The organism is Pseudomonas sp. H1_G08, assembly GCF_054681355.1.
Window position 1 is genome coordinate 5007867 of the sequence record NZ_CP162822.1, and the last position, 24392, is coordinate 5032258.

Annotated in this window: 23 protein-coding genes; 14 read left to right on the forward strand and 9 right to left on the reverse strand. The window is 61.1% G+C overall.

The features are described 5' to 3' along the window. Nucleotides 1-127: 127 nt before the first annotated feature. Together gabT and AB4N85_RS22750 are read left to right on the forward strand one after the other, a co-directional pair. On the forward strand, nucleotides 128-1405 hold the full coding sequence (gene gabT / locus AB4N85_RS22745; RefSeq protein WP_016772251.1) for a 4-aminobutyrate--2-oxoglutarate transaminase: 1278 nt from the start codon (nucleotides 128-130) through the stop codon (nucleotides 1403-1405). A 134-nt stretch (nucleotides 1406-1539) separates the two neighbouring features. Continuing rightward, nucleotides 1540-2751 (forward strand): response regulator, encoded by a 1212-nt coding sequence (locus AB4N85_RS22750; protein WP_016772250.1) that lies wholly within the window; start codon nucleotides 1540-1542, stop codon nucleotides 2749-2751. A 135-nt stretch (nucleotides 2752-2886) separates the two neighbouring features. Here AB4N85_RS22750 and AB4N85_RS22755 read toward each other — a convergent pair whose 3' ends face one another. Both AB4N85_RS22755 and desA read right to left on the reverse strand, forming a co-directional pair. Next, entirely contained in the window at nucleotides 2887-3876 is a 990-nt protein-coding gene (locus tag AB4N85_RS22755) for a GGDEF domain-containing protein (protein ID WP_122508376.1), read from the reverse strand. Between the two features lie 195 nt (nucleotides 3877-4071). Further along, a complete protein-coding gene (gene desA, locus AB4N85_RS22760; RefSeq protein WP_122508377.1) occupies nucleotides 4072-5256 on the reverse strand; it encodes a delta-9 fatty acid desaturase DesA in 1185 nt (394 codons plus the stop codon). Between the two features lie 147 nt (nucleotides 5257-5403). Between desA and dibA the strand changes: the two genes are divergently transcribed. The 6 genes from dibA to AB4N85_RS22790 all read left to right on the forward strand — a co-directional run bounded on the left by dibA (nucleotide 5404) and on the right by AB4N85_RS22790 (nucleotide 11786). Beyond that, nucleotides 5404-7323, forward strand: coding sequence for a phosphodiesterase DibA (gene dibA, locus AB4N85_RS22765; protein ID WP_460065987.1), 1920 nt, complete (start codon nucleotides 5404-5406; stop codon nucleotides 7321-7323). 298 nt (nucleotides 7324-7621) lie between these two features. After that, the gene (oscA, locus tag AB4N85_RS22770; RefSeq protein ID WP_041477433.1) at nucleotides 7622-7804 is read left to right on the forward strand and encodes a sulfur starvation response protein OscA; all 183 of its coding nucleotides are present in this window, start codon (nucleotides 7622-7624) and stop codon (nucleotides 7802-7804) included. A gap of 145 nt (nucleotides 7805-7949) precedes the next feature. Next, entirely contained in the window at nucleotides 7950-8963 is a 1014-nt protein-coding gene (locus AB4N85_RS22775) for a sulfate ABC transporter substrate-binding protein (RefSeq protein WP_024011134.1), read from the forward strand. 126 nt (nucleotides 8964-9089) lie between these two features. Beyond that, the gene (cysT, locus tag AB4N85_RS22780; RefSeq protein ID WP_016772245.1) at nucleotides 9090-9908 is read left to right on the forward strand and encodes a sulfate ABC transporter permease subunit CysT; all 819 of its coding nucleotides are present in this window, start codon (nucleotides 9090-9092) and stop codon (nucleotides 9906-9908) included. Nucleotides 9909-9920: 12 nt separating this feature from the next. Further along, nucleotides 9921-10793, forward strand: a complete 873-nt coding sequence (cysW, locus tag AB4N85_RS22785; protein WP_041477435.1) for a sulfate ABC transporter permease subunit CysW — start codon at nucleotides 9921-9923, stop codon at nucleotides 10791-10793. Nucleotides 10794-10796: 3 nt separating this feature from the next. Then, nucleotides 10797-11786 (forward strand): sulfate/molybdate ABC transporter ATP-binding protein, encoded by a 990-nt coding sequence (locus AB4N85_RS22790; protein ID WP_056786991.1) that lies wholly within the window; start codon nucleotides 10797-10799, stop codon nucleotides 11784-11786. A gap of 82 nt (nucleotides 11787-11868) precedes the next feature. Here AB4N85_RS22790 and AB4N85_RS22795 read toward each other — a convergent pair whose 3' ends face one another. Beyond that, complete coding sequence (locus AB4N85_RS22795) at nucleotides 11869-12393, reverse strand: Mpo1 family 2-hydroxy fatty acid dioxygenase (RefSeq protein ID WP_460065991.1); 525 nt, start codon at nucleotides 12391-12393, stop codon at nucleotides 11869-11871. 84 nt (nucleotides 12394-12477) lie between these two features. Between AB4N85_RS22795 and AB4N85_RS22800 the strand changes: the two genes are divergently transcribed. Then, a complete protein-coding gene (locus tag AB4N85_RS22800) occupies nucleotides 12478-13155 on the forward strand; it encodes a Crp/Fnr family transcriptional regulator (protein ID WP_460065993.1) in 678 nt (225 codons plus the stop codon). Between the two features lie 160 nt (nucleotides 13156-13315). Here AB4N85_RS22800 and uraH read toward each other — a convergent pair whose 3' ends face one another. Together uraH and AB4N85_RS22810 are read right to left on the reverse strand one after the other, a co-directional pair. Beyond that, entirely contained in the window at nucleotides 13316-13726 is a 411-nt protein-coding gene (uraH, locus tag AB4N85_RS22805) for a hydroxyisourate hydrolase (protein ID WP_056786996.1), read from the reverse strand. An 11-nt stretch (nucleotides 13727-13737) separates the two neighbouring features. Next, nucleotides 13738-14223, reverse strand: coding sequence for a GlcG/HbpS family heme-binding protein (locus tag AB4N85_RS22810; RefSeq protein ID WP_460065995.1), 486 nt, complete (start codon nucleotides 14221-14223; stop codon nucleotides 13738-13740). Nucleotides 14224-14359: 136 nt separating this feature from the next. Between AB4N85_RS22810 and AB4N85_RS22815 the strand changes: the two genes are divergently transcribed. The 4 genes from AB4N85_RS22815 to AB4N85_RS22830 all read left to right on the forward strand — a co-directional run bounded on the left by AB4N85_RS22815 (nucleotide 14360) and on the right by AB4N85_RS22830 (nucleotide 17994). Next, complete coding sequence (locus AB4N85_RS22815) at nucleotides 14360-15040, forward strand: heavy metal response regulator transcription factor (RefSeq protein ID WP_041477440.1); 681 nt, start codon at nucleotides 14360-14362, stop codon at nucleotides 15038-15040. Further along, entirely contained in the window at nucleotides 15030-16418 is a 1389-nt protein-coding gene (locus AB4N85_RS22820) for a heavy metal sensor histidine kinase (protein WP_460065997.1), read from the forward strand. The genes AB4N85_RS22815 and AB4N85_RS22820 overlap by 11 nt, the downstream gene beginning before the upstream one ends. A 111-nt stretch (nucleotides 16419-16529) precedes the next feature. Continuing rightward, nucleotides 16530-16778: a helix-turn-helix domain-containing protein gene (locus AB4N85_RS22825; RefSeq protein WP_460065999.1), complete on the forward strand. Its 249-nt coding sequence runs from the start codon at nucleotides 16530-16532 to the stop codon at nucleotides 16776-16778. After that, complete coding sequence (locus AB4N85_RS22830) at nucleotides 16771-17994, forward strand: type II toxin-antitoxin system HipA family toxin (RefSeq protein ID WP_460066001.1); 1224 nt, start codon at nucleotides 16771-16773, stop codon at nucleotides 17992-17994. Before AB4N85_RS22825 ends, AB4N85_RS22830 begins: the two co-directional genes overlap by 8 nt. A 3-nt stretch (nucleotides 17995-17997) precedes the next feature. Here AB4N85_RS22830 and AB4N85_RS22835 read toward each other — a convergent pair whose 3' ends face one another. Beyond that, nucleotides 17998-19002, reverse strand: a complete 1005-nt coding sequence (locus AB4N85_RS22835) for an AraC family transcriptional regulator (RefSeq protein ID WP_460066003.1) — start codon at nucleotides 19000-19002, stop codon at nucleotides 17998-18000. A gap of 100 nt (nucleotides 19003-19102) precedes the next feature. Here AB4N85_RS22835 and AB4N85_RS22840 point away from each other — a divergent pair, with 100 nt between their 5' ends. Continuing rightward, nucleotides 19103-20173 (forward strand): fatty acid desaturase, encoded by a 1071-nt coding sequence (locus tag AB4N85_RS22840; RefSeq protein WP_460066005.1) that lies wholly within the window; start codon nucleotides 19103-19105, stop codon nucleotides 20171-20173. Nucleotides 20174-20352: 179 nt separating this feature from the next. Here AB4N85_RS22840 and AB4N85_RS22845 read toward each other — a convergent pair whose 3' ends face one another. From AB4N85_RS22845 to AB4N85_RS22855, 3 genes are read right to left on the reverse strand one after another with little or no spacing between them, the layout of a single operon-like run. Next, the gene (locus AB4N85_RS22845) at nucleotides 20353-21963 is read right to left on the reverse strand and encodes an arylsulfatase (protein WP_150743119.1); all 1611 of its coding nucleotides are present in this window, start codon (nucleotides 21961-21963) and stop codon (nucleotides 20353-20355) included. A 14-nt stretch (nucleotides 21964-21977) separates the two neighbouring features. After that, nucleotides 21978-22793: an ABC transporter ATP-binding protein gene (locus AB4N85_RS22850; protein WP_076564976.1), complete on the reverse strand. Its 816-nt coding sequence runs from the start codon at nucleotides 22791-22793 to the stop codon at nucleotides 21978-21980. Then, a complete protein-coding gene (locus AB4N85_RS22855) occupies nucleotides 22790-24388 on the reverse strand; it encodes an ABC transporter permease (protein WP_460066009.1) in 1599 nt (532 codons plus the stop codon). Before AB4N85_RS22855 ends, AB4N85_RS22850 begins: the two co-directional genes overlap by 4 nt. Nucleotides 24389-24392 lie beyond the last annotated feature (4 nt).

Consider the following 24392-nt stretch of genomic DNA (forward strand, 5'->3'; position numbering starts at 1 on the left):
TTTCAAACAGGAATTTTCTCTGCGGCCAGGAACGCCGTGGCAGTCGATCATCGCATGCTGCTACCGCCGATTTCTCCCGCTTCATCCTTGAACCACGCCGCCCGATGAGCGGCGAATGAGGACTGTAATGAGCAAGACTAACGCTGAACTGATGGCCCGCCGCACCAATGCCGTACCTCGTGGTGTTGGCCAGATTCACCCGATCTTCGCCGAGTCGGCAAAGAACGCCACCGTGACCGACGTTGAAGGTCGTGAGTTCATCGACTTCGCCGGCGGTATCGCTGTACTGAACACCGGCCACGTGCACCCGAAAATCATCGCCGCCGTGACTGAACAGCTGAACAAGCTGACCCACACCTGCTTCCAGGTGCTGGCTTACGAGCCCTACGTTGAGCTGTGCGAAAAAATCAACGCCAAGGTGCCGGGTGATTTCGCCAAGAAAACCCTGCTGGTTACCACGGGCTCCGAAGCCGTCGAAAACGCCGTGAAGATCGCCCGTGCTGCTACTGGCCGTGCCGGCGTGATCGCGTTCACCGGCGCTTACCACGGTCGTACCATGATGACTTTGGGTCTGACCGGTAAAGTCGTGCCGTACTCGGCGGGCATGGGCCTGATGCCAGGCGGCATCTTCCGCGCGCTGTATCCGAACGAACTGCACGGCGTGAGCATTGACGATTCGATCGCTTCCATCGAGCGCATCTTCAAGAACGACGCCGAGCCGAAAGACATCGCTGCAATCATCATCGAGCCGGTGCAGGGCGAAGGCGGTTTCTACGTCGCGCCGAAGGAATTCATGAAGCGTCTGCGCGCTTTGTGCGACCAGCACGGCATCCTGCTGATCGCTGACGAAGTGCAGACTGGCGCTGGCCGTACCGGCACCTTCTTCGCCATGGAACAGATGGGCGTTGCCGCCGATCTGACCACTTTCGCCAAGTCCATCGCTGGCGGCTTCCCGCTGGCCGGCGTGTGCGGCAAGGCCGAATACATGGACGCCATTGCTCCGGGCGGCCTGGGCGGCACCTACGCCGGTAGCCCGATCGCTTGCGCCGCTGCGCTGGCAGTCATGGAAGTGTTTGAAGAAGAGCAACTGCTGGACCGCTGCAAGGCTGTCGGCGAGCGCCTGGTCACCGGTTTGAAGGCGATTCAGGCCAAGTACCCGGTCATCGGTGAAGTGCGTGCGCTGGGCGCAATGATCGCGGTCGAGCTGTTCGAAAACGGCGACAGCCACAAGCCGAACCCGACTGCCGTGGCTGCCGTGGTGGCCAAGGCGCGTGACAAGGGCCTGATCCTGCTGTCCTGCGGCACTTACGGTAACGTGCTGCGTGTGCTGGTTCCGCTGACGTCGCCAGACGAGCAACTGGACAAAGGCCTGGCGATCATCGAAGAGTGCTTCTCTGAACTCTGATCCGCTCGCGTGACCCGCTCGACAAAAACCCGCTTCGGCGGGTTTTTTTCGCTCCTTGAAACACATCGGACGGGTTTGCGCTGTATCGAATCGCCAGCATTGGCTAAGGTTCAGACATTGCAAGGAGAGCGCGCATGACTGCCGTTGATTTACCCGCCGTACCCCGGGTGTTGATTGCCGAGGCCGATCCCTGGTCCCGTGACCTGCTCAAACAAGTGCTGCTCAATGTGCGCTGCGATGCGCGCCTGGATTTGTGTGCCGATGGCCAGCAGGCAATGTCGTTGCTCAGCGAGGTGCCCTATGACCTGGCCATCGTCGATTGGGAGCTGCCTGGCATCGACGGATTGCATGTGCTGCGCAGCGTCCGCCAGCGCAAACGCAATCCGCCGTTGCCGTTCATTCTGATGAGCAGCCGCAACGACAGCGCCAGCGTGCGCGAAGCGATTCCGCTCGCGCCGACGGCGTACCTGACCAAACCGTTGAACATGGAAGGCCTGACCGAACGCTTGCAGGGGTTGCTGCTCAACGCTGGCGAAGCAGTGGTTTGCGAAGTGCCGGCACTGGCGCCGGGCATGACCCTGTCGGTGTTCCTTGAACGGCGTCGCGAGCAGGCCGATGGCGCGCCGTTGATGACCGACGTGCAAGTGGCGGTCAAGCGCAGCCTCAATCCCGAGGGGCTGGACCTCAAACTGCTGGAAGAAGAGGTCCGCACCGATCCGCAGATTACCGCCGTGCTGATCGCAGCCGCCAACAGTGCCGCGCAACACTACGGCGCGCCGGTGCAAACCCTGGCCCAGGCGCTGCACCGACTCGGCACCGGGCAAAGCATGAACCTGATTCTCGGGCTGGCGCTCAAACGCAGCGCGCGGCTCAGCGATCCATGCCTGGCGGATTACGCCGAGCGCTATTGGGGGCTGTCACTGCACACGGCGGAATACGCCCGCACGCTGGCGCGCCTGCTCGATCTCGATCAGGAGCGCTGCTATTGCGCGGGCATGCTGCATCGGCTCGGCGATCTGGCGCTGCTGCGCTGCCTGCAGGAATGGCAGCAGGCCGGCGGCGAGCTGGACGAGTTGGAGGAGGTCGGTGAAGCGTTGGCGAAGTTTGGCGCCTCTTATGGCTCGGCATTGCGCACCCGCTGGCGTCTGCCGCTGGAGTTGCGCGAATTGATTGCTTCGGCCTACCAGCTCGGTGGTGGCGTTTACAGTCGCGAGGCGCTGGTGATGCACATGGCTGCGCAGATGGCGCGGCTGACCGAGCACGAAGGCGTAGAGGAGCTGGCGAAGAGCCGGACGGCGCGGTTGCTCAAGATCGGGCTGCCGGAGTTGATGCGGATGCGCAAATGACAGATCACCACATTCCAATGTGGGAGCGAGCCTGCTCGCGAAGGCGCCAGCGCAGGCAACATTTTTGTTGAAGGTGCAGGCCTCATCGCGGGCAAGCCCGCTCCCACAGGAATTGCGGCAGCCACAAAATACGGATCAGGCCGCAATGATCCGGTTCTTGCCCTGCCGTTTCGCCTCGTACATCGCGGCATCCGCGCGGGCGAACAGGCTGTCCAGGCTCTTGTCTTCGTCGGTGAGGTTGGTCAGGCCCTGGCTAACTGTGATGCTGAATGCTTGGCCGTCGTGGTTGAAGCGCAGTCGCTGGATCTCCTGTTGCAGGCGCTCCGCCACTTGCACGGCCATCTCCGGCGCGCAGCCGGGAAACACCGCGGCGAACTCCTCACCGCCAATCCGCCCGAACAGGTCGCCACGGCGCAATGAGCCGCGCCCGCATTCGGCGATCCGTTGCAGCACATTGTCGCCTTCGGGGTGGCCGTAGCTGTCGTTGATCACTTTGAAATCGTCGATGTCCAGCAGCAGGAAGGCCAGCGGCGTGCCTTGGCGGCGCGCCTCGGCGAACTCGCGGTGGGCGCATTCGAAGAAGTGGCGGCGGTTGCTGCTTTGCGTCAGCACATCGGTGGTGGCCAAGCGTTGCAGCTCGGTTTCCATATGTTTTTTGTCGGTGATGTCTTCGGCGATGCCGACGATGATCACCGGCTGCCCGGGCTCGTCCTGGCGATTTATAAAGCATTTGTCGCTGAGCCAGCGCACCTGGCCATCGGCCGCGATGATGCGGTACTCGCGATCTTCCACCGCACCTCGGTGCAGGACTTCGGCGAGGCTCTGCTCGGCGTACTCCAGATCATCGGGGTAAATGCTGTCGCGCCATTGGTTGTAGTCCGCCAGCAACAACGCGGCGGAACGGCCGAAGATCCGTTCATAGGCCGGACTGACGTACAGCACCTGGCGGGTTTCCCAGTTGAAAGCCCAGAGTACGGCGTTGACGCTGACCAGCAGCGAACTGATCAATTGTTCGCGCTCGCTCAGGCGCGCAACTTCGCCTTGCGCGTGCATCAGCGCCATCAGCGTTTGCGCGGCCTCGGGCCATTGGGTGAAGGATGTGTCTTTCTGGTTGTTGTTGACCATCGGCACAAATCTCAAAGGGCGCGCCGCAATGTCGACAACGGCCACAGGACAACCCGCCGGAATGGCGAAGTGTCTTTGAGATAGAGGATTTTCGGCGAAGTTCCCGGCCATTACCGAGTCCCGCCGGGCGGCGGGGTTAAGGAGGCGACGTGTGCAACGAGGCTGCGATCTTCGAGATCACAGCCTCGTTGCAGGTCAGGCAGTCGCAGGACGCAGCGAGTAGGTTTTCAGCTGATCAGCAAAGTCACGCAACGACTGGATGCCACTGGCCTCGGCCTCGTGAATCCATTCCTTGATGGCGGCCAGCATGTCGTGGCCATTGGAACTGGTCTTGACCCAGATCTGCTGCAAAGCCAGGCGTTTTTCGTAGATCACTTTCAACGCCTGGCTGTGTTCGAGCATGGTCTGGATGCGCAGGTGATGACGGTCTTCCAGCAGGCTGGTTTCCCGCGACAGCAGGCGTTTTGCCCGGTGGAACTGGTGACGCACCGAATGATCGACCTTGGCCAGCTCTTGCTTGACCAGCGGACCGATCACCAATTTGCGGTATTGGGCCATGATCTGGAAGCGGTTGTTGAGGATCGCCATGGCGGTGTCCATGTCCAGGCTGCCCTTGCCTTCGACGCGGTGGGCAATCGGTGCGACCCGCTGCACCTTGGCCAGGCGCAGGAAGCAGAAGACCTTGATCCACGCCCAGCCGAGGTCGAACTCCCACTTCTTCACCGACAGCTTGGCCGAGTTGGGGTAGGTGTGATGGTTGTTGTGCAGCTCTTCGCCGCCGATCAGGATGCCCCACGGCACCAGATTGGTTGCCGCGTCACGGCATTCGAAGTTGCGGTAGCCGACGGCATGGCCCAGACCGTTGATCACGCCGGCGGCCCACACCGGAATCCACATCATCTGGATCGCCCAGATGGTGATGCCGATGGTGCCGAACAGCAGCAGGTCGATTACGCCCATGATCGCCACGCCCAGCAGCGGATAGCGGCTGTAGACGTTGCGTTCAATCCAGTCTTCCGGGCAGTTCTTGCCGTAGATGCGCAGGGTTTCCGGGTTCTGCGCTTCGCTGCGATACAGCTCGGCGCCGGTGCGCAGCACCGTGGACAGGCCCTTGATGACCGGGCTGTGCGGGTCATCTTCGGTTTCGCATTTGGCGTGGTGTTTACGGTGGATGGCGGTCCACTCGCGGGTGTTCTGCGCCGTGGTCAGCCACAGCCAGAAACGGAAAAAGTGCTTGAGACCCGCATTCAGCTCGAGCGAGCGGTGGGCCGAGTAACGGTGCAGATAGACCGTGACGGCAACAATCGTCACATGGGTCATCAGCAGGGTGACCGCGACCAGTGACCAGGCCGACAAGCCAAGAAAACCTTCGTACCACATAGGCTATAGGGCCCTCGATAAAGATAAAAACAGCCGTTGCATTATCACTAAGCACACAGATAAAACCAGTCGCCCTTTCAGATAAGAAGTCGCTGAATGTTTCTTCACCTATAATTCCAACCTTTTTGTAGGGACATGGACGGCCGAATGTCTGCGACTTACCGCGATGCCTTGCGTGCAGCGCTGCTCTACCTCGTACTCGCCGCCGTGTGGCTGCAGGTTTCCGATCATTTATTAAGCAGATTCTTCGATGACTCCAGTGCGCTGGCCCGCTGGCAACTGATCAACGGTTATTTGCTGGCAGCGGTCAGCGCCGGGCTGATTTTTCTGGCGCGGGCGCGGCTGTGTCGGTTTCTCGGCATCGGTGCCCGCCTGCGCGAGCGCCACAGCGACCGGGAGCGCCTGCGTCAGGCGGCCGCCGTGTTCGATTGCACCCGCGAAGGCGTGCTGGTAACCGATCACCGTGGTCTGATCGTTCACGTCAACCGCGCCTTTATCGAGATCACCGGTTATCGGCGCGACGAAGTCATCGGCCAGCAGCCGAGTCTGTTCAAGTCCGGCCATCATCCGCCGGGCTTCTATCAGGCGATGTTCGCCACCCTAGAGGCTGAAGGTGAATGGAGCGGCGAGATCTGGAACCGGCGCAAGACCGGCGAGATTTATCCACAGTGGCAGACCATTCGGGTGATTCACGATGATTTCGGCCGGCTCAGCCATTACGTGGCGGTGTTTTCCGACATCAGTGCGATCAAGGATTCCGAGTCCGAGCTCAAACACTTGGCGCATCACGATCCGTTGACCGATCTGCCCAATCGCCTGCTGTTCAGCGACCGCGCCGAGCAGGCGCTGGCGTCGGCACAGACACACAAGCGTGGCTGCGCGCTGCTGATGCTCGATCTGGATCATTTCAAGATGATCAACGACAGCCTCGGGCATAACGTCGGCGATCGGTTGCTAAAAGCGGTGGCGACGCGTTTGCAGGAACTGTTCGGCCACGGCATTACCTTGGCGCGGCTCGGCGGTGACGAGTTCGCGGTGCTCGCGGAAAGTTGTCCACAGCCGGCCCAGGCCGCCGCGCTGGCGCAACGGACTCTGGACGCGTTGAAGGAGCCGGTGCTGGTAGATGGCGATCAACTGTTCATCAACGCGAGCATCGGCATCAGCCTGTTTCCCAGCGATGCCCTCAGCGCCGAGCAGTTGTTACGCAATGCCGACAGTGCGTTGTTCAAGGCCAAAAGCAGCGGGCGCAATGGCTACGCGCTGTACACCGAAGAACTGACCGCCCATGCCCAGCAACGGGTCGAAATCGCCTTCGAGCTGCGCCGCGCACTGGAGCAGGAGGAACTGCGCGTCTACTACCAACCGGTGCATGACCTGCAAAGCGGCCGTCTGGTCGGCGTCGAAGCACTGGTGCGCTGGCAGCATCCGCAGCGCGGGCTGGTGTCGCCGGCGGAATTCATTCCGATTGCCGAGCGCACCGGGCTGATCGCCGAGATCGATGGCTGGGTGATGCAGCAGGCCTGCCGACAGATGTGCCAATGGCAGCAGAGCGGTGTAGTGCTGGCGTTCGTCGCGGTGAATGTCTCCTCGCGGCTGTTTGCCCGACGTGAGCTTTTCCAGCAGGTAGCGCAGGTGCTGCACGACACGGGGCTGGATCCGGCGTATCTGGAACTGGAAGTTACCGAAAGCGCGGTGATGGATGATCCGGAAGTGGCGCTGGAACAGATGCATCGCTTGCGCGAGCTGGGTGTGCGTCTGGCCATCGATGATTTCGGCACCGGCTATTCGTCGTTGCTGCGGCTCAAGCGCCTGCCGGTGCAGAAACTCAAGATCGATCAGGGCTTCGTCGCCGGGTTGCCGTGGGATGAGGATGACGTGGCGATTGTCCGGGTGATCATCGCGCTGGCGCGGAGCATGGGTATGCAGGTGCATGCCGAGGGGATCGAGCAGGCTGAGCAAGCGACATTTCTGTTGGCGCAGGAATGCGATCTGGGGCAGGGCTACTGGTTTGGGCGGCCGGTGTCTGCGGATCGGCTTGATTGGGCGAAAACGCCATTGATTGGCTGAAAAGGCCTATATGGCTATCACCGACCTTGTGGTGAGGGGATTTATCCCCGTTGGGTCGCGTAGCGGCCCCAAGAAATGGGACTGCTACGCAGTCCAACGGGGATAAATCCCCTCGCCACAAGTTCTTTTGACGACTTCAAATCAGCGCAAACCCCTTGCCCACTCTCATATTGTTTTCTGGTTATATAAACATTCTTAAATAGTCTTTTTAAGAATATCCGTGCCTCTCTTATATTGCTCCCACGCCGAACGCAGTGCCGCCCACTGCCAGGCAAATCCCCTTCAAAGGAGCAGCACCATGAGCGCATCCCTTCGCAGCGTTGACGGTCAGGACGAAGCCACGATCTTGCGTGAAATCCAGAGTGCCCTGCGCGATCTGCGGTTCGGCGCAGTGGAGATCACTGTGCACAACGCGCAAGTCGTACAGATCGAACGCAAAGAGAAATTCCGTTTGCAGCAACCCGGTAAGCAACCGGGCTGAGCTGAAGATCAAAAGATCGCAGCCTTCGGCGGCTCCTACAGGGGGCTGTGTGCAGGAGCTGGCCAAGGCGGCGATCTTTGAAACGGGACCGATTCCAGCAATACATAAGAACAAGCCACCACCAGGAATTCCAGGAGCTTTCACCATGTCGTCGATTCGCCGTTATGCTTTGGCCGCGCTGGCCAGTGCCGTGTTTGCCGGTTCCGCCGTTGCCAAGGATTACGAGCTGCTCAACGTGTCGTATGACCCGACGCGCGAGCTGTATCAGGAATACAACGCCGAATTCATCAAGTTCTGGCAGCAGGATCATGCCGGCGACACGGTGAAAATCCAGCAGTCCCATGGCGGTTCGGGCAAGCAGGGCCGTGCGGTGATCGACGGTCTGCGTGCTGACGTGGTGACCCTGGCCCTGGCCGGTGACATCGATGAAATCGCCAAGCTCGGCAAGAGCCTGCCCGCCGACTGGCAGAAGCGTCTGCCGGAGGCGAGCACGCCGTACACCTCGACCATTGTGTTCCTGGTGCGCAAGGGCAACCCGAAAGGCATCAAGGACTGGGGCGATCTGGTCAAGAACGATGTCTCGGTGATCACACCAAACCCGAAAACCTCGGGTGGCGCGCGCTGGAACTTCCTCGCCGCGTGGGCCTATGGCTTGAAAGCCAACGGCGGAGATGAAGCCAAGGCCAAGGAATACGTACAGACCCTGTTCAAGCACGTGCCGATCCTTGACACCGGCGCCCGTGGTTCGACCATCACCTTCGTCAACAACGGTCAGGGTGACGTATTGCTAGCCTGGGAAAACGAAGCGTTTCTGGCGCTGAAAGAAGACGGCGGCGCAGACAAGTTCGACATCGTCGTGCCGTCGCTGTCGATCCTCGCCGAACCACCCGTGGCGGTGGTCGACAAGAATGCCGAGAAGAAGGGTAACGCGCAGATCGCCGAAGCCTACCTCAAACATCTGTACAGCCCGGCCGGCCAGGAAATCGCCGCGAAAAACTTCTATCGTCCACGTGACAAGGACGTAGCGGCCAAGTACGCCCAGCAGTTCCCGAAACTGGAACTGGTGACCATCGACAAGGACTTCGGCGGGTGGAAATCCGCGCAGCCGAAATTCTTCAACGACGGCGGCGTGTTCGACCAGATTTATCAGGCGCAGTAATCTCGCCTTCAACCGGCCTGATGTCTGGGCACATGACATGTGGGACTGAGCTTTTGTGGTGAGGGGATAAGTCCCCTCACCACAGGGCTCACTCCCACATTGATGCGTTTTCAACCAGGGACTTTTATGTCGCGTCGTATCTCCCCCGTCATACCCGGCTTCGGGCTGACGCTGGGTTACACCTTGGTGTACCTCAGCCTGATTGTGCTTATCCCGCTGGCGGCGATGTTCGTCCACGCCGCCCAGCTGACCTGGGATCAGTTCTGGACGATCATCTCCGCACCGCGGGTGCTGGCGGCGTTGAAGCTGAGCTTCGGTACCGCGCTGTGTGCGGCGATCATCAACGGCATCATCGGCACGTTGCTGGCCTGGGTGCTGGTGCGCTACACCTTCCCCGGGCGCAAGGTGATCGATGCGATGATCGATCTGCCGTTCGCCCTGCCGACCGCTGTGGCCGGTATCGCGCTGACCGCGCTGTACGCGCCGGCCGGGCTGGTCGGGCAGTTCGCTGCCGATCTCGGTTTCAAAATCGCCTACACCCCACTGGGCATCACCCTCGCACTGACCTTCGTCACGCTGCCGTTCGTGGTGCGCACGGTGCAACCGGTGCTGGCCGATATTCCCCGTGAAGTCGAGGAAGCGGCGGCGTGCCTGGGTGCGAAGCCATGGCAGGTATTTCGCCACATTCTGGTTCCGGCACTGCTGCCCGCCTGGCTGACCGGTTTTGCGCTGGCGTTCGCGCGTGGCGTCGGCGAGTACGGTTCGGTGATTTTCATCGCCGGCAACATGCCGATGAAAACCGAGATCCTGCCGCTGCTGATCATGGTCAAACTCGACCAATACGATTACACCGGCGCTACCGCCATCGGCGTATTGATGCTGGTGGTTTCCTTCATCCTGTTGCTGCTGATCAACTTGCTGCAGCGGCGCATCGAAACCCCATAAGGAGGCGCGAACATGTCCCAATCGTCCATTGCGGCCGCCTCTTCGGCCAACGCAGCGCGGCGTGGCAGCGCCACTTCGCGCAGAGTCCTGATCGGTCTTGGCTGGCTGATCTTTTTCCTGTTTCTGCTGCTGCCATTGTTCATCGTGGTGTCGCAGGGTTTGAAGAATGGCCTCGGTGCGTTCTTCACCGCGATCTTTGAGCCGGACGCGCTTTCGGCACTGAAACTCACCGTATTCGCGGTGCTGATTTCGGTGCCGCTGAACCTGGTGTTCGGCGTCAGCGCGGCGTGGTGCGTGAGCAAATACTCGTTCCGTGGCAAGAGCATGCTGGTGACGCTGATCGACCTGCCGTTCTCGGTGTCGCCGGTGATCGCCGGTCTGGTCTACGTGCTGATGTTCGGTGCGCAGGGCCTGTTCGGGCCGTGGCTGCAGGATCACGACATCCAGATCGTCTTCGCCCTGCCGGGCATTGTGCTGGCGACGATTTTCGTCACCGTGCCGTTCGTGGCCCGTGAACTGATTCCGCTGATGCAGGAACAAGGCACCCAAGAGGAGGAAGCCGCGCGCCTGCTCGGTGCCAATGGCTGGCAGATGTTCTGGCACGTCACCGTGCCGAACATCAAGTGGGGCCTGATTTATGGCGTGGTGCTGTGTACCGCGCGGGCCATGGGCGAGTTCGGTGCGGTGTCGGTGGTTTCCGGGCACATTCGCGGGGTGACCAACACCTTGCCGCTGCACGTCGAGATCCTCTACAACGAATACAACCACGTGGCCGCGTTCGCCGTGGCGAGCCTGTTGCTGATCCTGGCGCTCTTCATCCTGCTGCTCAAGCAGTGGAGCGAAAACCGTATCAACCGCCTGCGCGCCAGCGCCGCGGAGGAATAATTCATGTCGATCGAAGTGCGTAACGTCAGCAAGAATTTCAACGCGTTCAAGGCGCTGGACAACATCAGCCTGGATATCCACAGCGGTGAACTGGTCGCGCTGCTTGGCCCGTCGGGCTGCGGCAAAACCACCTTGCTGCGCATTATTGCCGGTCTGGAAACCCCGGATCAGGGCAACATCGTTTTTCACGGCGAGGACGTTTCCGGCCACGATGTGCGTGATCGTAACGTCGGTTTCGTGTTCCAGCATTACGCCTTGTTCCGCCACATGACGGTGTTCGACAACGTCGCGTTCGGCCTGCGGATGAAACCGAAAAACCAGCGCCCGAGCGAAAGCCAGATCGCCACCAAGGTTCACGAACTGCTGAACATGGTGCAACTGGACTGGTTGTCGGATCGCTACCCGGAGCAGTTGTCCGGTGGCCAGCGTCAGCGCATCGCGTTGGCCCGTGCCCTGGCGGTGGAACCTAAAGTGCTGCTGCTCGACGAACCGTTCGGCGCCCTCGACGCCAAGGTGCGCAAGGAACTGCGGCGCTGGCTGGCGCGGTTGCACGAAGACATCAACCTGACTTCGGTGTTCGTGACCCACGACCAGGAAGAAGCGATGGAAGTCGCCGACCGCATCGTGGTGATGAACAAGGGTGTGATCGAGCAGATCGGCTCACCGGGCGACGTCTACGAAAACCCGGCCAGCGATTTCGTCTATCACTTCCTCGGCGATTCGAACCGCTTGCTGTTGAGCGACGACAACCACGTGCTGTTCCGCCCGCATGAAGTGTCGTTGTCCAAGCATGAGCTGGAAGATCACCATGCCGCTGAAGTGCGCGATATCCGGCCGTTGGGCGCGACCACGCGGGTGACGTTGAAGGTTGAGGGGCAGACGGATTTGATCGAGGCCGAAGTGGTGAAAGACCACGACAGCCTGATCGGGTTGGCCAAGGGTGAAACCCTGTTCTTCAAGCCGAAGGTCTGGCAGAAAGTCGCCAATATTTAAAGGCAAAAGCTTCGCGAGCAGGCTCGCTCCCACAGGGAAAACTCATTCCAAATGTGGGAGCGAGCCTGCTCGCGAATACGATCTAGACAGCAGCGCGATTCGGATTGACCCGCACCACCCCCGCCCGCAACTCGATCTCTTGTTTCAATTCCTGCCGCATCCCCAGCAGAAACGCCAACTCAGCCACAACGAACAACGGCCCGACAATCAGCCCGCTGATGTCATCGACAAACGCCGGTTTGCGCCCCTCATAGTGATGCCCGACAAACTGGATCACCCAGCCGATCACGAACATCGCCAGGCCGCTGCTCAGCCAGACCATGGTGCTCTGCTGCGCCAGTGCATGCCCGGCCCACACCGACAGCCCCATCAGTACTGTCATCAACACGCCAAGCTTCAACTCCAGACGCAGGTAAAACCACGCCGAGGCCAGCGCCACCACAACGGCTGGAGATATCCACAGCCCGCCCAGCTCCCACTGCGGCCGTGACAGCAGGACAGCCACCGCCACCACGATCAGCGGAATGCCGATAAAGTGGCTGGCAATGTTGCGCGGGTCGCGGTGGTAGGCGGCGTATTGACTGAGGTGGTCGACGAGGCTTTTCATTGTTGTTCCTCCAGTGGGGTTGAATGCATCATCCCTCGGGATCCGCGTTCGCTCTGTCGGGCAGGCGACACTCCAGGAGTGGTTATGCAAATTCGTGCACGGTTGCTCAGCGGCCAGTGGTTCAGCCATTTGCCTGCATCTTTTCAGGATAGCCTGCTGGCGCTGGCCCGGGAGCGGCGGCTGACGGCGGGACAACGACTGTTCCAGCGTGGCGATGCGCCGTGCGGTCTGTATGCAGTGCTCGATGGCGCAGTGCGCATTGGCGCGGTCAGCGAGCAGGGCAAGGAGGCCTTGCTGAGTCTGGTGGAAGCGCCGCACTGGTTCGGCGAAATCTGCCTGTTCGATGGCCAGCCTCGCACTCACGATGCCTATGCAGTCGGGTCGTGCACCTTGCTGAATGTTCCGCAAGCGGCATTGCTCAAATTGCTCGACGAACAGCCGCAGCATTGGCGGCATCTGGCGCTGCTGATGAGCCACAAATTGCGCTTGGCCTTCATCAATCTCGAACAGCTGAGCCTGCTGCCAGCCCCGGCGCGTCTCGCCCATCGGCTGCTGATGATTGCCGAAGGCTACGGCGAACTCGACGCACCACGCCGGACGCTGCAACTACCGCAGGAGCAGTTGGCGGCGATGCTGTCGCTGTCGCGGCAGACCACCAATCAGATCCTCAAGGATCTGCAGGGGCAGGGGATTATCGGGCTCGCATACGGCGAAATCGAAATTCTCGATGCGGTGAGATTGCGTGCCTTGGCCACGATCTGAAAACTGAAACCGATCCAATGTCGGAACTGGCACCTGTGGCGAGGGGATTTATCCCCGCTGGGGCGCGAAGCGGCCCTGAAAAAAGGCACTGCTGCGCACTCCAGCGGGGATAAATCCCCTCACCACAAAGGCTCACTCCTACGAAGGATCTGCGTTTGGATTACGAACCGCGATAGGTCGAGAAACCGTACGGGCTCAGCAGCAGCGGGATGTGGTAGTGCTGATCGGTCTGCTTGACCTGGAAGATCACCGGAATTTCCGGGAAGAACGTCTCGTGCTTGATCTTCTGGTAGTACTCGCCGGTCTTGAACACCACGCGGTATTCACCGGCTTCGAATGGCTGTTTGGCCGGGAACAGTTCGGCGATCCGCCCTTGTTCGTTGGTGGTACCTTGGGCCAGTGGCTGCCAGTTTTCGCCGACGTGTTTTTCCAGGGTGACGTTGATGCCCGGTGACGGCAGGCCGTTTTCCAGGTTGAGCACGTGCACGCTCAGCGGATTGCCGGCGGCCATCGTCAGGCTGGAAACAGCACTCAGGCCGAGGGCGGCGAGAGTCATGCGCAGGGTGGTCATGGTGGATCTCCTTAGTGGGAACGGGTGATGGTCAGGCCGGCTTTGTCGGCGGCGGCGCGGGCGCAGTTTTCGTCTTGCTCACCGCCGCCGGAACCGGCCACGCCCATGGCGCCGACCAGTTCGCTGCCGGCGAACAACGGAATGCCGCCGCCGAGCAAAAGCAATTCATCGAGGGTGTTGAGGTTGGCGGTTTCCGGGTTGCTGCGGGCGCGCTCGGCGAACAGCCGCGTCGGCGTCTTGGTCGACAGCGCGGTGTAAGCCTTGCGTTGGCTGGCGGCGGTGTTGTGCGGGCCAACGCCGTCACTACGCAGAGTCACCAGCAGGTTGCCGCCACGGTCGAGCACCGACACCGTGCCGGTGCAACTGCTCATCGCCTTGTCCGCCAGCCAGCGTGCGGTTTTCAGGTCGAGATCGGCGTGGCGCGGCAGTTCTGGCGTGGCACTTGCTGCGCCGCTGAGGCCGAGGATCAGGCTGGCGACAAGGTATTTGACGGTCATGTGCAGGCTCCGGTTGGGAAGGTCTGCACCTTAACCGGCGCACTTCGTCAGAACTCCGTCAGGCGGATTACAAGTTTGTAATGGGCAACGGCGCCGAACACGCCTAGCCTGTGTACCTGATCAATCGAGGTGTGCCATGCGTTTGCTGGTCGTAGAAGATGAAGCCAAAACCGCCAATTTCCTCGCCAAGGGCCTGGGCGAGTCGGGTTTCGCCGTGGATGTGGCGCTCAATGGCCTCGACGGCCGCTATTTTATCGAGCAGCAGGAATACGACCTGATCATCCTCGACGTGATGCTGCCCGGCCTCAACGGCTGGCAATTGCTCCAGCTGATTCGCCAGCGCGGCGCCACACCGGTGCTGTTTCTCACCGCCAAGGACGCTATCGAAGACCGTGTGCGTGGTCTTGAGCTGGGCGCAGATGACTACCTGCTCAAACCCTTCGCTTTCGCCGAACTGCTCGCGCGCGTGCGCACGCTGCTGCGGCGCGGGCCGATGCGCGAAGCCGAGTCGTACAGCATCGCCGACCTGGAAATCGACGTATTGCGCCGACGGGTCAGTCGCGGCGGCCAGCGCATTGCCCTGACCAACAAGGAATTCGCCCTCTTGCAACTGCTCGCCAGCCGCCAGGGCGAAGTGCTTTCGCGCACGCTGATCGCCTCGCAAGTGTGGAACCTGAATTTCGACAGCGACACCAACATGGTCGAAGTCGCCGTCCGGCGTCTGCGCGCCAAGGTTGATGATCCGTACATGCCGAAACTTATCCACACCGTGCGCGGCGTCGGTTATCAACTGGAAGCGCCGGACGATGTGGAGTAAGTCGATCGCCTGGCGATTGGCACTGGCCTTCGCCATGGTCTGCGCGCTGGTGCTGAGCGCAATCGGCGTGTTTCTCTACCGCTCGCTGGCCTCGGAATTGGCCTTTCGTGATGACATGGCCTTGCTCGGTCGCCTCGAGCAAGTACGCGCCTTGCTCGCCGACAGCGACAGCCTCGACGCCTTGCAGGCACGGCCACGGTTGTATCAGAACATGCTCGGTAATCTCGACAGTCTGCTGCTGGTGCGTCGGGCCGACGGCTCCAGCGTGATCGCGATCAACCCGCGTCAGCGTGAACTGCCCGCGCTCAATGCATTACCGCGAGAGCAAATGCCGCAGCGCCGTGACGTGCTCACCTGGCAGGCCAGCGACGGCGCCGAATTGGCCTTGCTGTCCGGCCAGGCCCAAGGCCCCAACGGTGAAACCCTCACGGTGATCGCCGGCAAAGTGCTCACCGAGCGTGAGCAGATGCTCGGCAGTTATCGCCTGCGTCTGTACCTGTCCGTCGGCCTCGGCGCGGTGCTCGCGTTTGCTCTGGGCCTGTTATTGCTGCGGCGTGGCTTGCAGCCCTTGCATCAGTTGAGCGAAGCGGTGCGCAGTATCGATCTGCGCAGCCTCGATCGACGCCTGCCTACCGAGGGCACGCCGACCGAACTGCGCGAGCCGGTGCACGCGCTCAACACCATGCTGGCGCGGCTGGACGACAGCGTGCAGCGCCTGTCGCAATTCTCCGCCGACCTCGCCCACGAAATCCGCACCCCTCTGCACACCTTGCTCGCCAGCAACGGCCAGGCCCTGAACCATCCGCGCAGCACGGCCGAATATCAGGAAGTGCTGGCCTCGAACATGGAAGAGTTCGAACGGCTCAAGCGCATGGCCGAGAACCTGATGTTCCTCGCCCGCGCCGAACAGGCCGAACGTGCGCTCAATCTGCATACACTGGACTTGCGCAACGTCGGCGACGAACTCTGCGATTACTTCGAAGCCCTGGCCGATGACCGCGACCTCCAACTGCAAAACCGCATGCACGGCGAATTGCTCGCCGACCAGCAACTGCTGCAACGCGCCCTCGGCAACCTGCTGGCCAACGCCGTACGCCACGCCGACCCCGACAGCCTGATCAGTCTGCAACGCCGCGATGAACCGGGTATGTGCTGGCTGCAAGTGCACAACCACGGCCCGGTCATCGCGCCTGAGTATCTGGGCAAACTGTTCGACCGTTTCTACCGCGTCGATCCTTCACGTGCGGAACCGGGAGATTCGGGTGGGCTGGGTTTGGCGATCGTGCAGTCGATCATGCAGTTGCATGGCGGGCAGGTGCGGGTGAGGAGTGATGTGGGGGGGACGGTGTTTGAGTTAGGGTTTGCGGGGCGGTGTTAAGACGTTAGCGATGGCTGACCATCTACGCTAAGCTCAATTAATTGCATTGCTTATGATGCAGTTAATTTTTTTTAGTGGATTTGCATTGTAAACAATGCATCTGGGGCGGTGATGGAAAAAATTGGCGAGTTGATCAGAAGCTTGCGTAAGGCTGAAAAGCTGTCCCAGCAAGCTTTGGCGCAGCAATACGGCATGAGCCGCGCAACAATCTCGGGGATTGAAAACAACACAATCTCGGAAATCGGTCTGCGTAAAGTCGAAGCGATTCTTAACGGATTCGGCTACGGATTGGCCGCAATCCCCCGCGCCTCTCGACGGCCGACACTCGACACGCTGCGCAAGGTGAACTTCCATGACTGAGGCATTGGACCGCTTGCAGGTCTGCGTCGGCGGCCATGAGGTTGGAAGATTGGGGCGCGGGCACGCAGGTGTCGACAGCGTGTTCAGCTATCGGGACGATGCGATTGATGAAAATGCCGTTTCGCTGACCATGCCGACACGCCTGGAAAGTTATGGTTATGAACGCGGCATTCATCCGATATTCGAGATGAATCTTCCTGAAGGTGCGTTGCGCGATGAGTTGGTCCGGCGTTTCAGCAAAGCCGTGCGCGGCTTCGATGACTTCGCTTTACTAAGTATCGTCGGCCCTCATCAACTCGGGCGTCTTTCGATCGCGAGCGCATCGACAACTGATCGTCCACCTGAAACCTCGCTGGCTGAATTGTTGGTTCATGACGGTGCGCAAGGTTTGTTCGAGGATCTTTTGCAGACTTACGGGCAGTATTCCGGAGTTTCAGGCGTGCAGCCCAAAGTGTTGGTGCGTGACAGTGCCGCTGCAATAGACCGACTGACGCACCGAGGCTCGACTCATCTGGTCAAAGCCTTCCGTGCCGAAGAGTATCCCGAGCTGGCAACCAACGAATATTTCTGCCTGCGCGCTGCGCAACTTTGTGGCCTCGACGTGCCGCATTTCGAACTCAGCGAGCATGGCAAGTTTCTCGTCATCGAGCGTTTTGACTTGAGCGACACCGGAAACCTCGGTTTCGAAGACTTTTGCGTGCTCAACGGCTGGCCGTCGAAGGCCAAATACGATGGCTCTTACGAAGGAGTCGCACGGCAGATCAAGGCGTTTGTTTCGCCCTCATTACTCAAGCACGCACTGGAAGCTTTCTTCAAGATTGTCGCTTTATCGGCGGCATTGAAAAACGGCGATGCCCACCTGAAAAACTTTGGCGTGCTCTATGAGGATTGTGGCGAGCGCGCATTGGTCAGGCTGGCTCCGGCGTACGACATCATCACCACGTCGGTGTACATCAAGAGCGATAGCATGGCACTGCTGTTGGGCGGTTCGAAGGCGTGGCCCAAGCATAAAATGCTTACCAGGTTTGGTCGTACGGCCTGCAATCTAAGTGAAGCGCGTTGCAACCAGTTACTGCAAATGGTCGCGCAGGGTGTACAGCAAGCGCTGGGCGAAATGGCGGAGTACAGCGCAAATCATCCTGCCTTCGCAGAGGTGGGCGCTGCAATGATCGAACAATGGTCGGCCGGTCTGGCGCGCAGCCTGCGCAACAGTTGAAACTCAGCGCAACTGATCGCGAAACTGCCCCGGCGTCATCCCGGTCCAGCGCTTGAACGCGCGGCTGAAGCTGCTGGTGTCGGCGAATCCCAGCAGATAGCTGACTTCACTCAAGGAACACTGCGGGTCACGCAGGTGCAGCAACGCCAGATTCTCGCGGCTTTCGTTGAGCAGGGTATCGAAGCGACAACCCTCATCCGCCAGATGCCGCTGCAGGCTGCGCAGGCTCAGGTGCAAGGCCTGGGCGATGCGCTCGGCGCTCGGTTCGCCTTCGGGCAGTTGTTCTTCAATGGCATCGCGCACCTTGCGCTCCCAGGTCAGCGGTTTGAGCTGGGCGAGGGTGCGTTTGAGTACGGCTTCGTTGTGCTCGGCCAGTTCCGGGTTGGCGTCGTCGAGGTGGCTGTCGAAGTCGCCGAGGGCGAATTCCAGGCGGTCTTCGGTGGCGGAAAAATACACTGGCGCGCGGAAGACTTTGTGCCATTGCTGGGCATCGCTCGGTTCGGGGCGGCGCAAGTACACCGCCAGCGGTGCGTAGTCACGGCCGAGGCGATTGCGGCAGGTGCGTACGTAGATCGCCGCGAAGGCGTCGATGGCTTCGACGGCCGGCGCCGGGTTGCCGGGCGGGATTTTCAGGCGAAATTGATAACGGTCATTGCTACGGCTCAGCTCCAGCTCCAGCGCATCGCTGACCACTGGGTGATAGCGCACGATGCGCTCGAACACTTCGCGCAAGCTGCCGCTGGCCACCAGCGCATAACCGAGCGCGTGGAACGTGGTCGGGCTGACGAAACGCGACACGCGCAAGCCCAGCGCCGGGTCGCCGCTGGCCTGCACGGCGAGTGCCCACAAGCGCGTGGTGCCGGACAGCGGATAGCGCGCGTTTGGGTCGTCCATCAGCGCTGGGTCGAGCCCGGCCTGTAGGCACAAGGCAAGGCTGTCCAGCCCGAGCGCGTCGAGTTGTTTGCGCAAGGCGCGGGTCCAGCTGGCGAGGGAGGTCGGTTCCTTCATGCTGATTGGCGCGTCCGGTCAACAGGTTGGCGTTCTTGGCTAGCGCGGATCGAACCCCGGCAAGGCACGATGCATTCATCTTAGACCCGAGGATGGAAGCATGGACGGTACTTCTGCAAGCCCTGAACGACTGAATGCGGCGCAGCGCTCGGTACATATTCGCCAAGTGGTGTTGGCCAAGGGTGCGCAATTGCGTGAGCGCTACCCGATTCTTCAGCATCAGGACGCCCTCGGTGCGGGGATTCTGGCGTTGGCGCTGGCCGGGATGATCGGCTCGGCGGCGCTGTACATCACTGGCCATATGGCCTGGTGGGTGTGCCTGCTGTTCAATGCTTTTTTCGCCTCGCTGACCCATGAGCTGGAACACGACCTGATCCACAGCATGTACTTCCGCAAGCAGCGCGTGCCGCACAACCTGATGATGGGCCTGGTCTGGCTGGCGCGACCGAGCACGATCAACCCGTGGATCCGTCGTCATCTGCACCTCAACCATCACAAGGTTTCCGGCACTGAAGCCGACATGGAAGAGCGCGCAATCACCAATGGCGAGCCGTGGGGGTTTGCCCGTCTGCTGATGGTTGGCGATAACGTCATGTCGGCGTTTATCCGCCTGCTCCGCGCCAGGACCTGGGCACACAAGTGGAGCATCGCCAAACGCGTGCTCAAGGTCTACGCACCGCTGGCGCTGCTGCATTGGGGCGCGTGGTATGTGTTTCTCGGCTTTCACGCGGCCAATGGCATTGCGCATTTGCTCGGCTCGCCCATCGAATGGTCGGCCACCACGCTGTCGGTGATGCAGGTGATCGATATCGCCGCCGTGGTGATCATCGGCCCCAACGTGCTGCGCACTTTCTGCCTGCACTTCATCAGCTCGAACATGCATTACTACGGCGACGTCGAACCGGGCAATGTGCTGCAGCAATGCCAGGTGCTGAACCCGTGGTGGCTGTGGCCGTTGCAAGCGTTCTGCTTCAACTTCGGCAGCAGTCACGGGATTCATCATTTCGTGGTCAAGGAGCCGTTTTACATTCGTCAGATGACCGTGCCGGTGGCGCACAAGGTGATGCGCGAGATGGGCGTGCGGTTCAATGATTTCGGCACGTTTGGCCGGGCGAACCGGTTTGTGCGCGGAGATGAGGAAGTGGTGTCCGGGGAGGCGGTGGAGGCCTGAAAGATGCCCCTCACCCTAACCCTCTCCCAGGGGAGAGGGGACTGATCTAGCTGTTTATGCTGGATACATCGACCTGAAATTTCGAGCCGACCTCAGGTTGGAAAAGCATGAAGATCTGCTCCCTTTCCCCCTCCCCCTCAGGGAGAGGGCTGGGGGTGAGGGGGGCTTTTGATCTTGGTTCAATCCGGCTGAAACGGCGAAGCACTGAGGATCACCCCGGTCTCTTCTACATACCGCTGCCAATGCCCGATCAGGTCAGTGAGTTTCTGCGGCTGACTCAACGCCAGATCATGAATCTCCCCTGGATCATTCGCCAGATCATAAAGCTGCCAGGTCGCTGGCCCGACCGGCCCGGGGATCCATACCGCTTTCCACGAGCCCTGGCGAATCGCCCGGCGTCCGAACAATTCCCAACCGGTGACCGTATGCTCGTCATGCACCTGCGCGGTCTCGCCGGACAGGAAGCCCAGCCACGACTTGCCGCGCAGTGGCGCCACGGCTTTGCCTTTCCACTGTTTGCCCGGATGCCGCACGCCAGCCAGATCGAGAATGGTCGGGGTGATGTCCATCACCGTGCCGAAACCATGGCTGATCTGCCCTTTCAGCGGCAATTGTGGATAGTGCAGCAGCGCCGGCACGCGGATCCCGCCCTCGGTGGTGAAAGCCTTGAACAAGCGTGACGGCGCGGTTGCCACTTGCGCCCAGTTCGGCCCGTACCAGACGTAGGAATTGGCCCGGCCGATGTTGTCGAGGCTGTTGTCGTAATGCTGGTTGAGGTAGGTCATCAGCTCCGGGCCGAATTTGGGGAACGCTTCCAGCAGCGCGCCTTCGGCACCGTTGTCGGACATGAACAGGATGAAGGTGTTGTCGAGCTGGCCTTGCTGGCGCAGGTAATCGACGACCCGGCCGATGTTCCAGTCCATGCGCTCGACCATCGCCGCGTAGACCTCCATGGCTCGTGCGGAAATCTGCCTTTGTTCATCGCTCATCGCGTCCCACTGCGCGCTGAGCTGAATCAGCGGGTGCGGTTCGACGTCTGCCTCGATCAGACCCAGTGCCTTGAGTTTTTCCAGGCGTTCGAGGCGCAGCACTTGTGGGCCGGCGTCATAGCGGCCACGGTATTTCTCGACGATCTCGGCCGGTGCCTGCAGCGGCCAGTGCGGCGCGGAGAAGGGCAGGTAAGCGAAGAACGGCCGGGTCTGATCGCGTTCCTTGAGGTACTGCAGCAGCTTGTCGCCGAAGGCATCGGAGGAATAGAAATCCTTCGGCAACTCGTCAACAAACTGATCGTCCTCGATGTACAGCGCCGGGGTGGATTTCAGCAGGCCCGGCGTTTGCTCATCGTAGGTCGGCTCGAAACCATAGTGGTTGGCAGCGCCCGGCAACAGTGAAAACGAGCGCTCGAAACCGCGCGCATGGGGCGCCAGTTCAGCCTTCAGACCCAAATGCCATTTGCCGCTCATCAAGGTTTGATAGCCGGCCTCGCGCAGCAGCTCGGGCAGGGCGACGACGCGGTCATTCAGGTAGCCTTCGTAGCCAGGTTTGCCGATCAGTTCCGGGGTCAACGCTTCGGCCATGGTGCCGATGCCGGCGATGTGGTGATCGGTGCCGGTCAGCAGCATCGAGCGCGTCGGCGAGCAGGTCGGTGCGGTGTGGAAATCGGTCAGGCGCAGACCGTTCTCGGCCAGCGCATCGAGGTTCGGCGTAGCGATTTCGCCGCCGAACGCACCGATGTCGGAAAAGCCTAGGTCGTCGGCCAGAATCACTAGAAAGTTGGGACGTTGCGGCATCGCGAAACTCCTGTTCAGCAGGCAATGAACGTCAGCGGCAGATCGCGGATCTGCACCGGTGCGCTCGGTTGGTAATGGTCATCACTGGTCAGCTCGTGCAGCAGTTCTTCGCGCAGCTGATGAAAGTCGTAACTGCTGCGCTGGCGCGGGTGCGGCAGGGCGATGTCGACCACTTGCTTGATCCGCCCCGGACGCGGCTCCATCACCACCACGCGATCGGCCAGAAAAATCGCTTCCTCGACATCGTGGGTCACCAGAATCGTGGTGATCTTTGCTCGTTCGCGGATTGCCAGCAGTTCGTCCTGCATTTGCTGGCGGGTCAGTGCGTCGAGGGCGCCGAAGGGTTCGTCGAGCAACAGGATTCGCGGGCTGGCGACGAGGCCGCGCGCGATCGCCACGCGTTGCGCCATGCCGCCGGAGAGTTGATGCGGATAGGCTTGGGTGAAATCACTGAGGCCGACCAGTTCGATGAAATCCTTGATGCGTTGTTGTTTCTGCGCCCCGCTCAGCGGTTCATTGACCAGGCCCAGGCCGATGTTGTCGGCGACTGTCAGCCACGGAAACAGACGATGTTCCTGAAAGACGATACCGCGCTCGCCGCCGATGCCGCTGACGGCCTTGCCATCGACACTGATGTGCCCGCGAAACTCGGTGTCGAGGCCGACCAGCAAACGCAGCAAAGTGGATTTGCCGCAGCCGCTGGAGCCGACGATGGCGACGAATTCGCCCTCGGCAATGTCCAGGTTGAATTCGCGAATCGCCTCCAGTTCGAAACCGTTGACGGCGAAGGATTTGCCTACGTGGTTGAAGCTGACAATCGGTGCGTTCATGCGTGTCTCCAGCGGGTCGCGCGAATTTCCAGGCGTTGGCCGATCAGGTTGAGCAGGGCGCCGGTGAGGCCGACAAGCAGCATGCCGGCCATGATCAGATCCATGCGCAACAGCTGCTGCGCGCCGATCATCTGGCTGCCGATGCCGCCATTGGACGGCATGAAATATTCAGCGCCGATGGTGCCGAGCCAGGCGTAGATCAGGCTCAATCTGAGCCCTGCGAAAATCCCCGGCGCAGCACCGGGAAGGACCAGTCGACGCAGGCGCTGGCCGAGGCTCAGGCGCAGCACTTGCGCGGCTTCGTTGAGTTGCGGCGAGAGGTTGGCGACGCTGCGCTGGGTGGCGACGAACAGCGGAAAGAAAGCAGCGAGGGCGACAAAGACCCACTTGGCCAGTTCGCCGAGACCGAACCACGCGGTGAGCAGTGGCACCCAGGCGAAAATCGCAATCTGCCGCAGTGCGGCGAGTGTCGGGCCGAGCAGGCGTTCGCTGAAACGCGACAGGCCGAGGAGCAAGCCCAGGGCGAAGCCGAGGCCGCCACCGATCAGCAAGCCGCCCAGGGTGCGGCTCAGGCTCAGCGCCATGCCGTTGACCAGCGTGCCGTCGAGCAGTCCGTCCCATGTCGTGCTCAGCACAGCCGCAGGGCTGATCAGAATATTCGCGTCGACCCACTGCTGATCATTGGCCGTTTGCCAAAGCGCCAACAAGCCCAGCGGCAACAGCCACGGTTGCAGGCGTTGCCAGCCCTGATAGCGCGGGCCGCGAGTGATTTGCGCGGTGGCCGGGTGCGGCCAGTGCACCAGTCTGCGGTCGAGCAGGCCGATGCCGCGATCCATGGCCACACCGATCAGACCGATGACCACGATGCACACGAACACGATGTCGAGCATGAACAGCTGCCGCGCCCAGACCATCAGATAGCCGATGCCTTCACTGGAGGCCAGCAGCTCGACCGCCAGCAACGAGGTCCAGCCGGCGGCGAATGCCAGGCGCACACCGGCCATGAACGCCGGCAACGCCGCTGGGAGCACCAGACGCCGAATCAGCAGAAGCGGCGGCAGGCGCAGCACGGCGGCGGTTTCGCGCAGTTTCGGTTGCGCATCGCGCACGCCAACCAGTGTGTGCAAGGTCACCGGCACCACAATGGCCTTGATCAGCACCACCAGTTTCAGCACTTCGCCGATGCCGAAGAACACCATGAACAGCGGAATCCACGCCAGCGTCGGCACCTGCGCCAATCCGGCGAATGTCGGAAAAACCAGGCGCTCCAGACGTCGACTGAAGCCCAGTGCGGCGCCAAGCACCGCGCCGGTCGAAACGCCTGCCAACAAGCCCCAGAACAACCGTTGCAGGCTGATCCACAAATGACTCCACAACTCGCCTTGGGCCAGTTCCACAGCGCTGCTCCACACCAGCGATGGCGCCGGCAGGATCTGCTCGCTCATCCACTGATTGCGCGCGGCCAGCCACCACAGGACGAACAGGCTGACGGGCAACAGCCAGGGCAACAGGCGTTGATTCAGGCTCGGCCAGGTGCGACGGCTTTTCAGCGGCGGCGCGGCCAGCGGCAGGCTGAGCAGAGATTGACGGGCCATGGGT

Bases quoted from the DNA above. Each gene is read 5' to 3' on its own strand.
- gabT (WP_016772251.1), top strand. From the start codon at position 128: ATGAGCAAGACTAACGCTGAACTGATGGCCCGCCGCACCAATGCCGTA.
- AB4N85_RS22750 (WP_016772250.1), top strand. From the start codon at position 1,540: ATGACTGCCGTTGATTTACCCGCCGTACCCCGGGTGTTGATTGCCGAG.
- AB4N85_RS22755 (WP_122508376.1), bottom strand. From the start codon at position 3,876: ATGGTCAACAACAACCAGAAAGACACATCCTTCACCCAATGGCCCGAG.
- desA (WP_122508377.1), bottom strand. From the start codon at position 5,256: ATGTGGTACGAAGGTTTTCTTGGCTTGTCGGCCTGGTCACTGGTCGCG.
- dibA (WP_460065987.1), top strand. From the start codon at position 5,404: ATGTCTGCGACTTACCGCGATGCCTTGCGTGCAGCGCTGCTCTACCTC.
- oscA (WP_041477433.1), top strand. From the start codon at position 7,622: ATGAGCGCATCCCTTCGCAGCGTTGACGGTCAGGACGAAGCCACGATC.
- AB4N85_RS22775 (WP_024011134.1), top strand. From the start codon at position 7,950: ATGTCGTCGATTCGCCGTTATGCTTTGGCCGCGCTGGCCAGTGCCGTG.
- cysT (WP_016772245.1), top strand. From the start codon at position 9,090: ATGTCGCGTCGTATCTCCCCCGTCATACCCGGCTTCGGGCTGACGCTG.
- cysW (WP_041477435.1), top strand. From the start codon at position 9,921: ATGTCCCAATCGTCCATTGCGGCCGCCTCTTCGGCCAACGCAGCGCGG.
- AB4N85_RS22790 (WP_056786991.1), top strand. From the start codon at position 10,797: ATGTCGATCGAAGTGCGTAACGTCAGCAAGAATTTCAACGCGTTCAAG.
- AB4N85_RS22795 (WP_460065991.1), bottom strand. From the start codon at position 12,393: ATGAAAAGCCTCGTCGACCACCTCAGTCAATACGCCGCCTACCACCGC.
- AB4N85_RS22800 (WP_460065993.1), top strand. From the start codon at position 12,478: ATGCAAATTCGTGCACGGTTGCTCAGCGGCCAGTGGTTCAGCCATTTG.
- uraH (WP_056786996.1), bottom strand. From the start codon at position 13,726: ATGACCACCCTGCGCATGACTCTCGCCGCCCTCGGCCTGAGTGCTGTT.
- AB4N85_RS22810 (WP_460065995.1), bottom strand. From the start codon at position 14,223: ATGACCGTCAAATACCTTGTCGCCAGCCTGATCCTCGGCCTCAGCGGC.
- AB4N85_RS22815 (WP_041477440.1), top strand. From the start codon at position 14,360: ATGCGTTTGCTGGTCGTAGAAGATGAAGCCAAAACCGCCAATTTCCTC.
- AB4N85_RS22820 (WP_460065997.1), top strand. From the start codon at position 15,030: ATGTGGAGTAAGTCGATCGCCTGGCGATTGGCACTGGCCTTCGCCATG.
- AB4N85_RS22825 (WP_460065999.1), top strand. From the start codon at position 16,530: ATGGAAAAAATTGGCGAGTTGATCAGAAGCTTGCGTAAGGCTGAAAAG.
- AB4N85_RS22830 (WP_460066001.1), top strand. From the start codon at position 16,771: ATGACTGAGGCATTGGACCGCTTGCAGGTCTGCGTCGGCGGCCATGAG.
- AB4N85_RS22835 (WP_460066003.1), bottom strand. From the start codon at position 19,002: ATGAAGGAACCGACCTCCCTCGCCAGCTGGACCCGCGCCTTGCGCAAA.
- AB4N85_RS22840 (WP_460066005.1), top strand. From the start codon at position 19,103: ATGGACGGTACTTCTGCAAGCCCTGAACGACTGAATGCGGCGCAGCGC.
- AB4N85_RS22845 (WP_150743119.1), bottom strand. From the start codon at position 21,963: ATGCCGCAACGTCCCAACTTTCTAGTGATTCTGGCCGACGACCTAGGC.
- AB4N85_RS22850 (WP_076564976.1), bottom strand. From the start codon at position 22,793: ATGAACGCACCGATTGTCAGCTTCAACCACGTAGGCAAATCCTTCGCC.
- AB4N85_RS22855 (WP_460066009.1), bottom strand. From the start codon at position 24,388: ATGGCCCGTCAATCTCTGCTCAGCCTGCCGCTGGCCGCGCCGCCGCTG.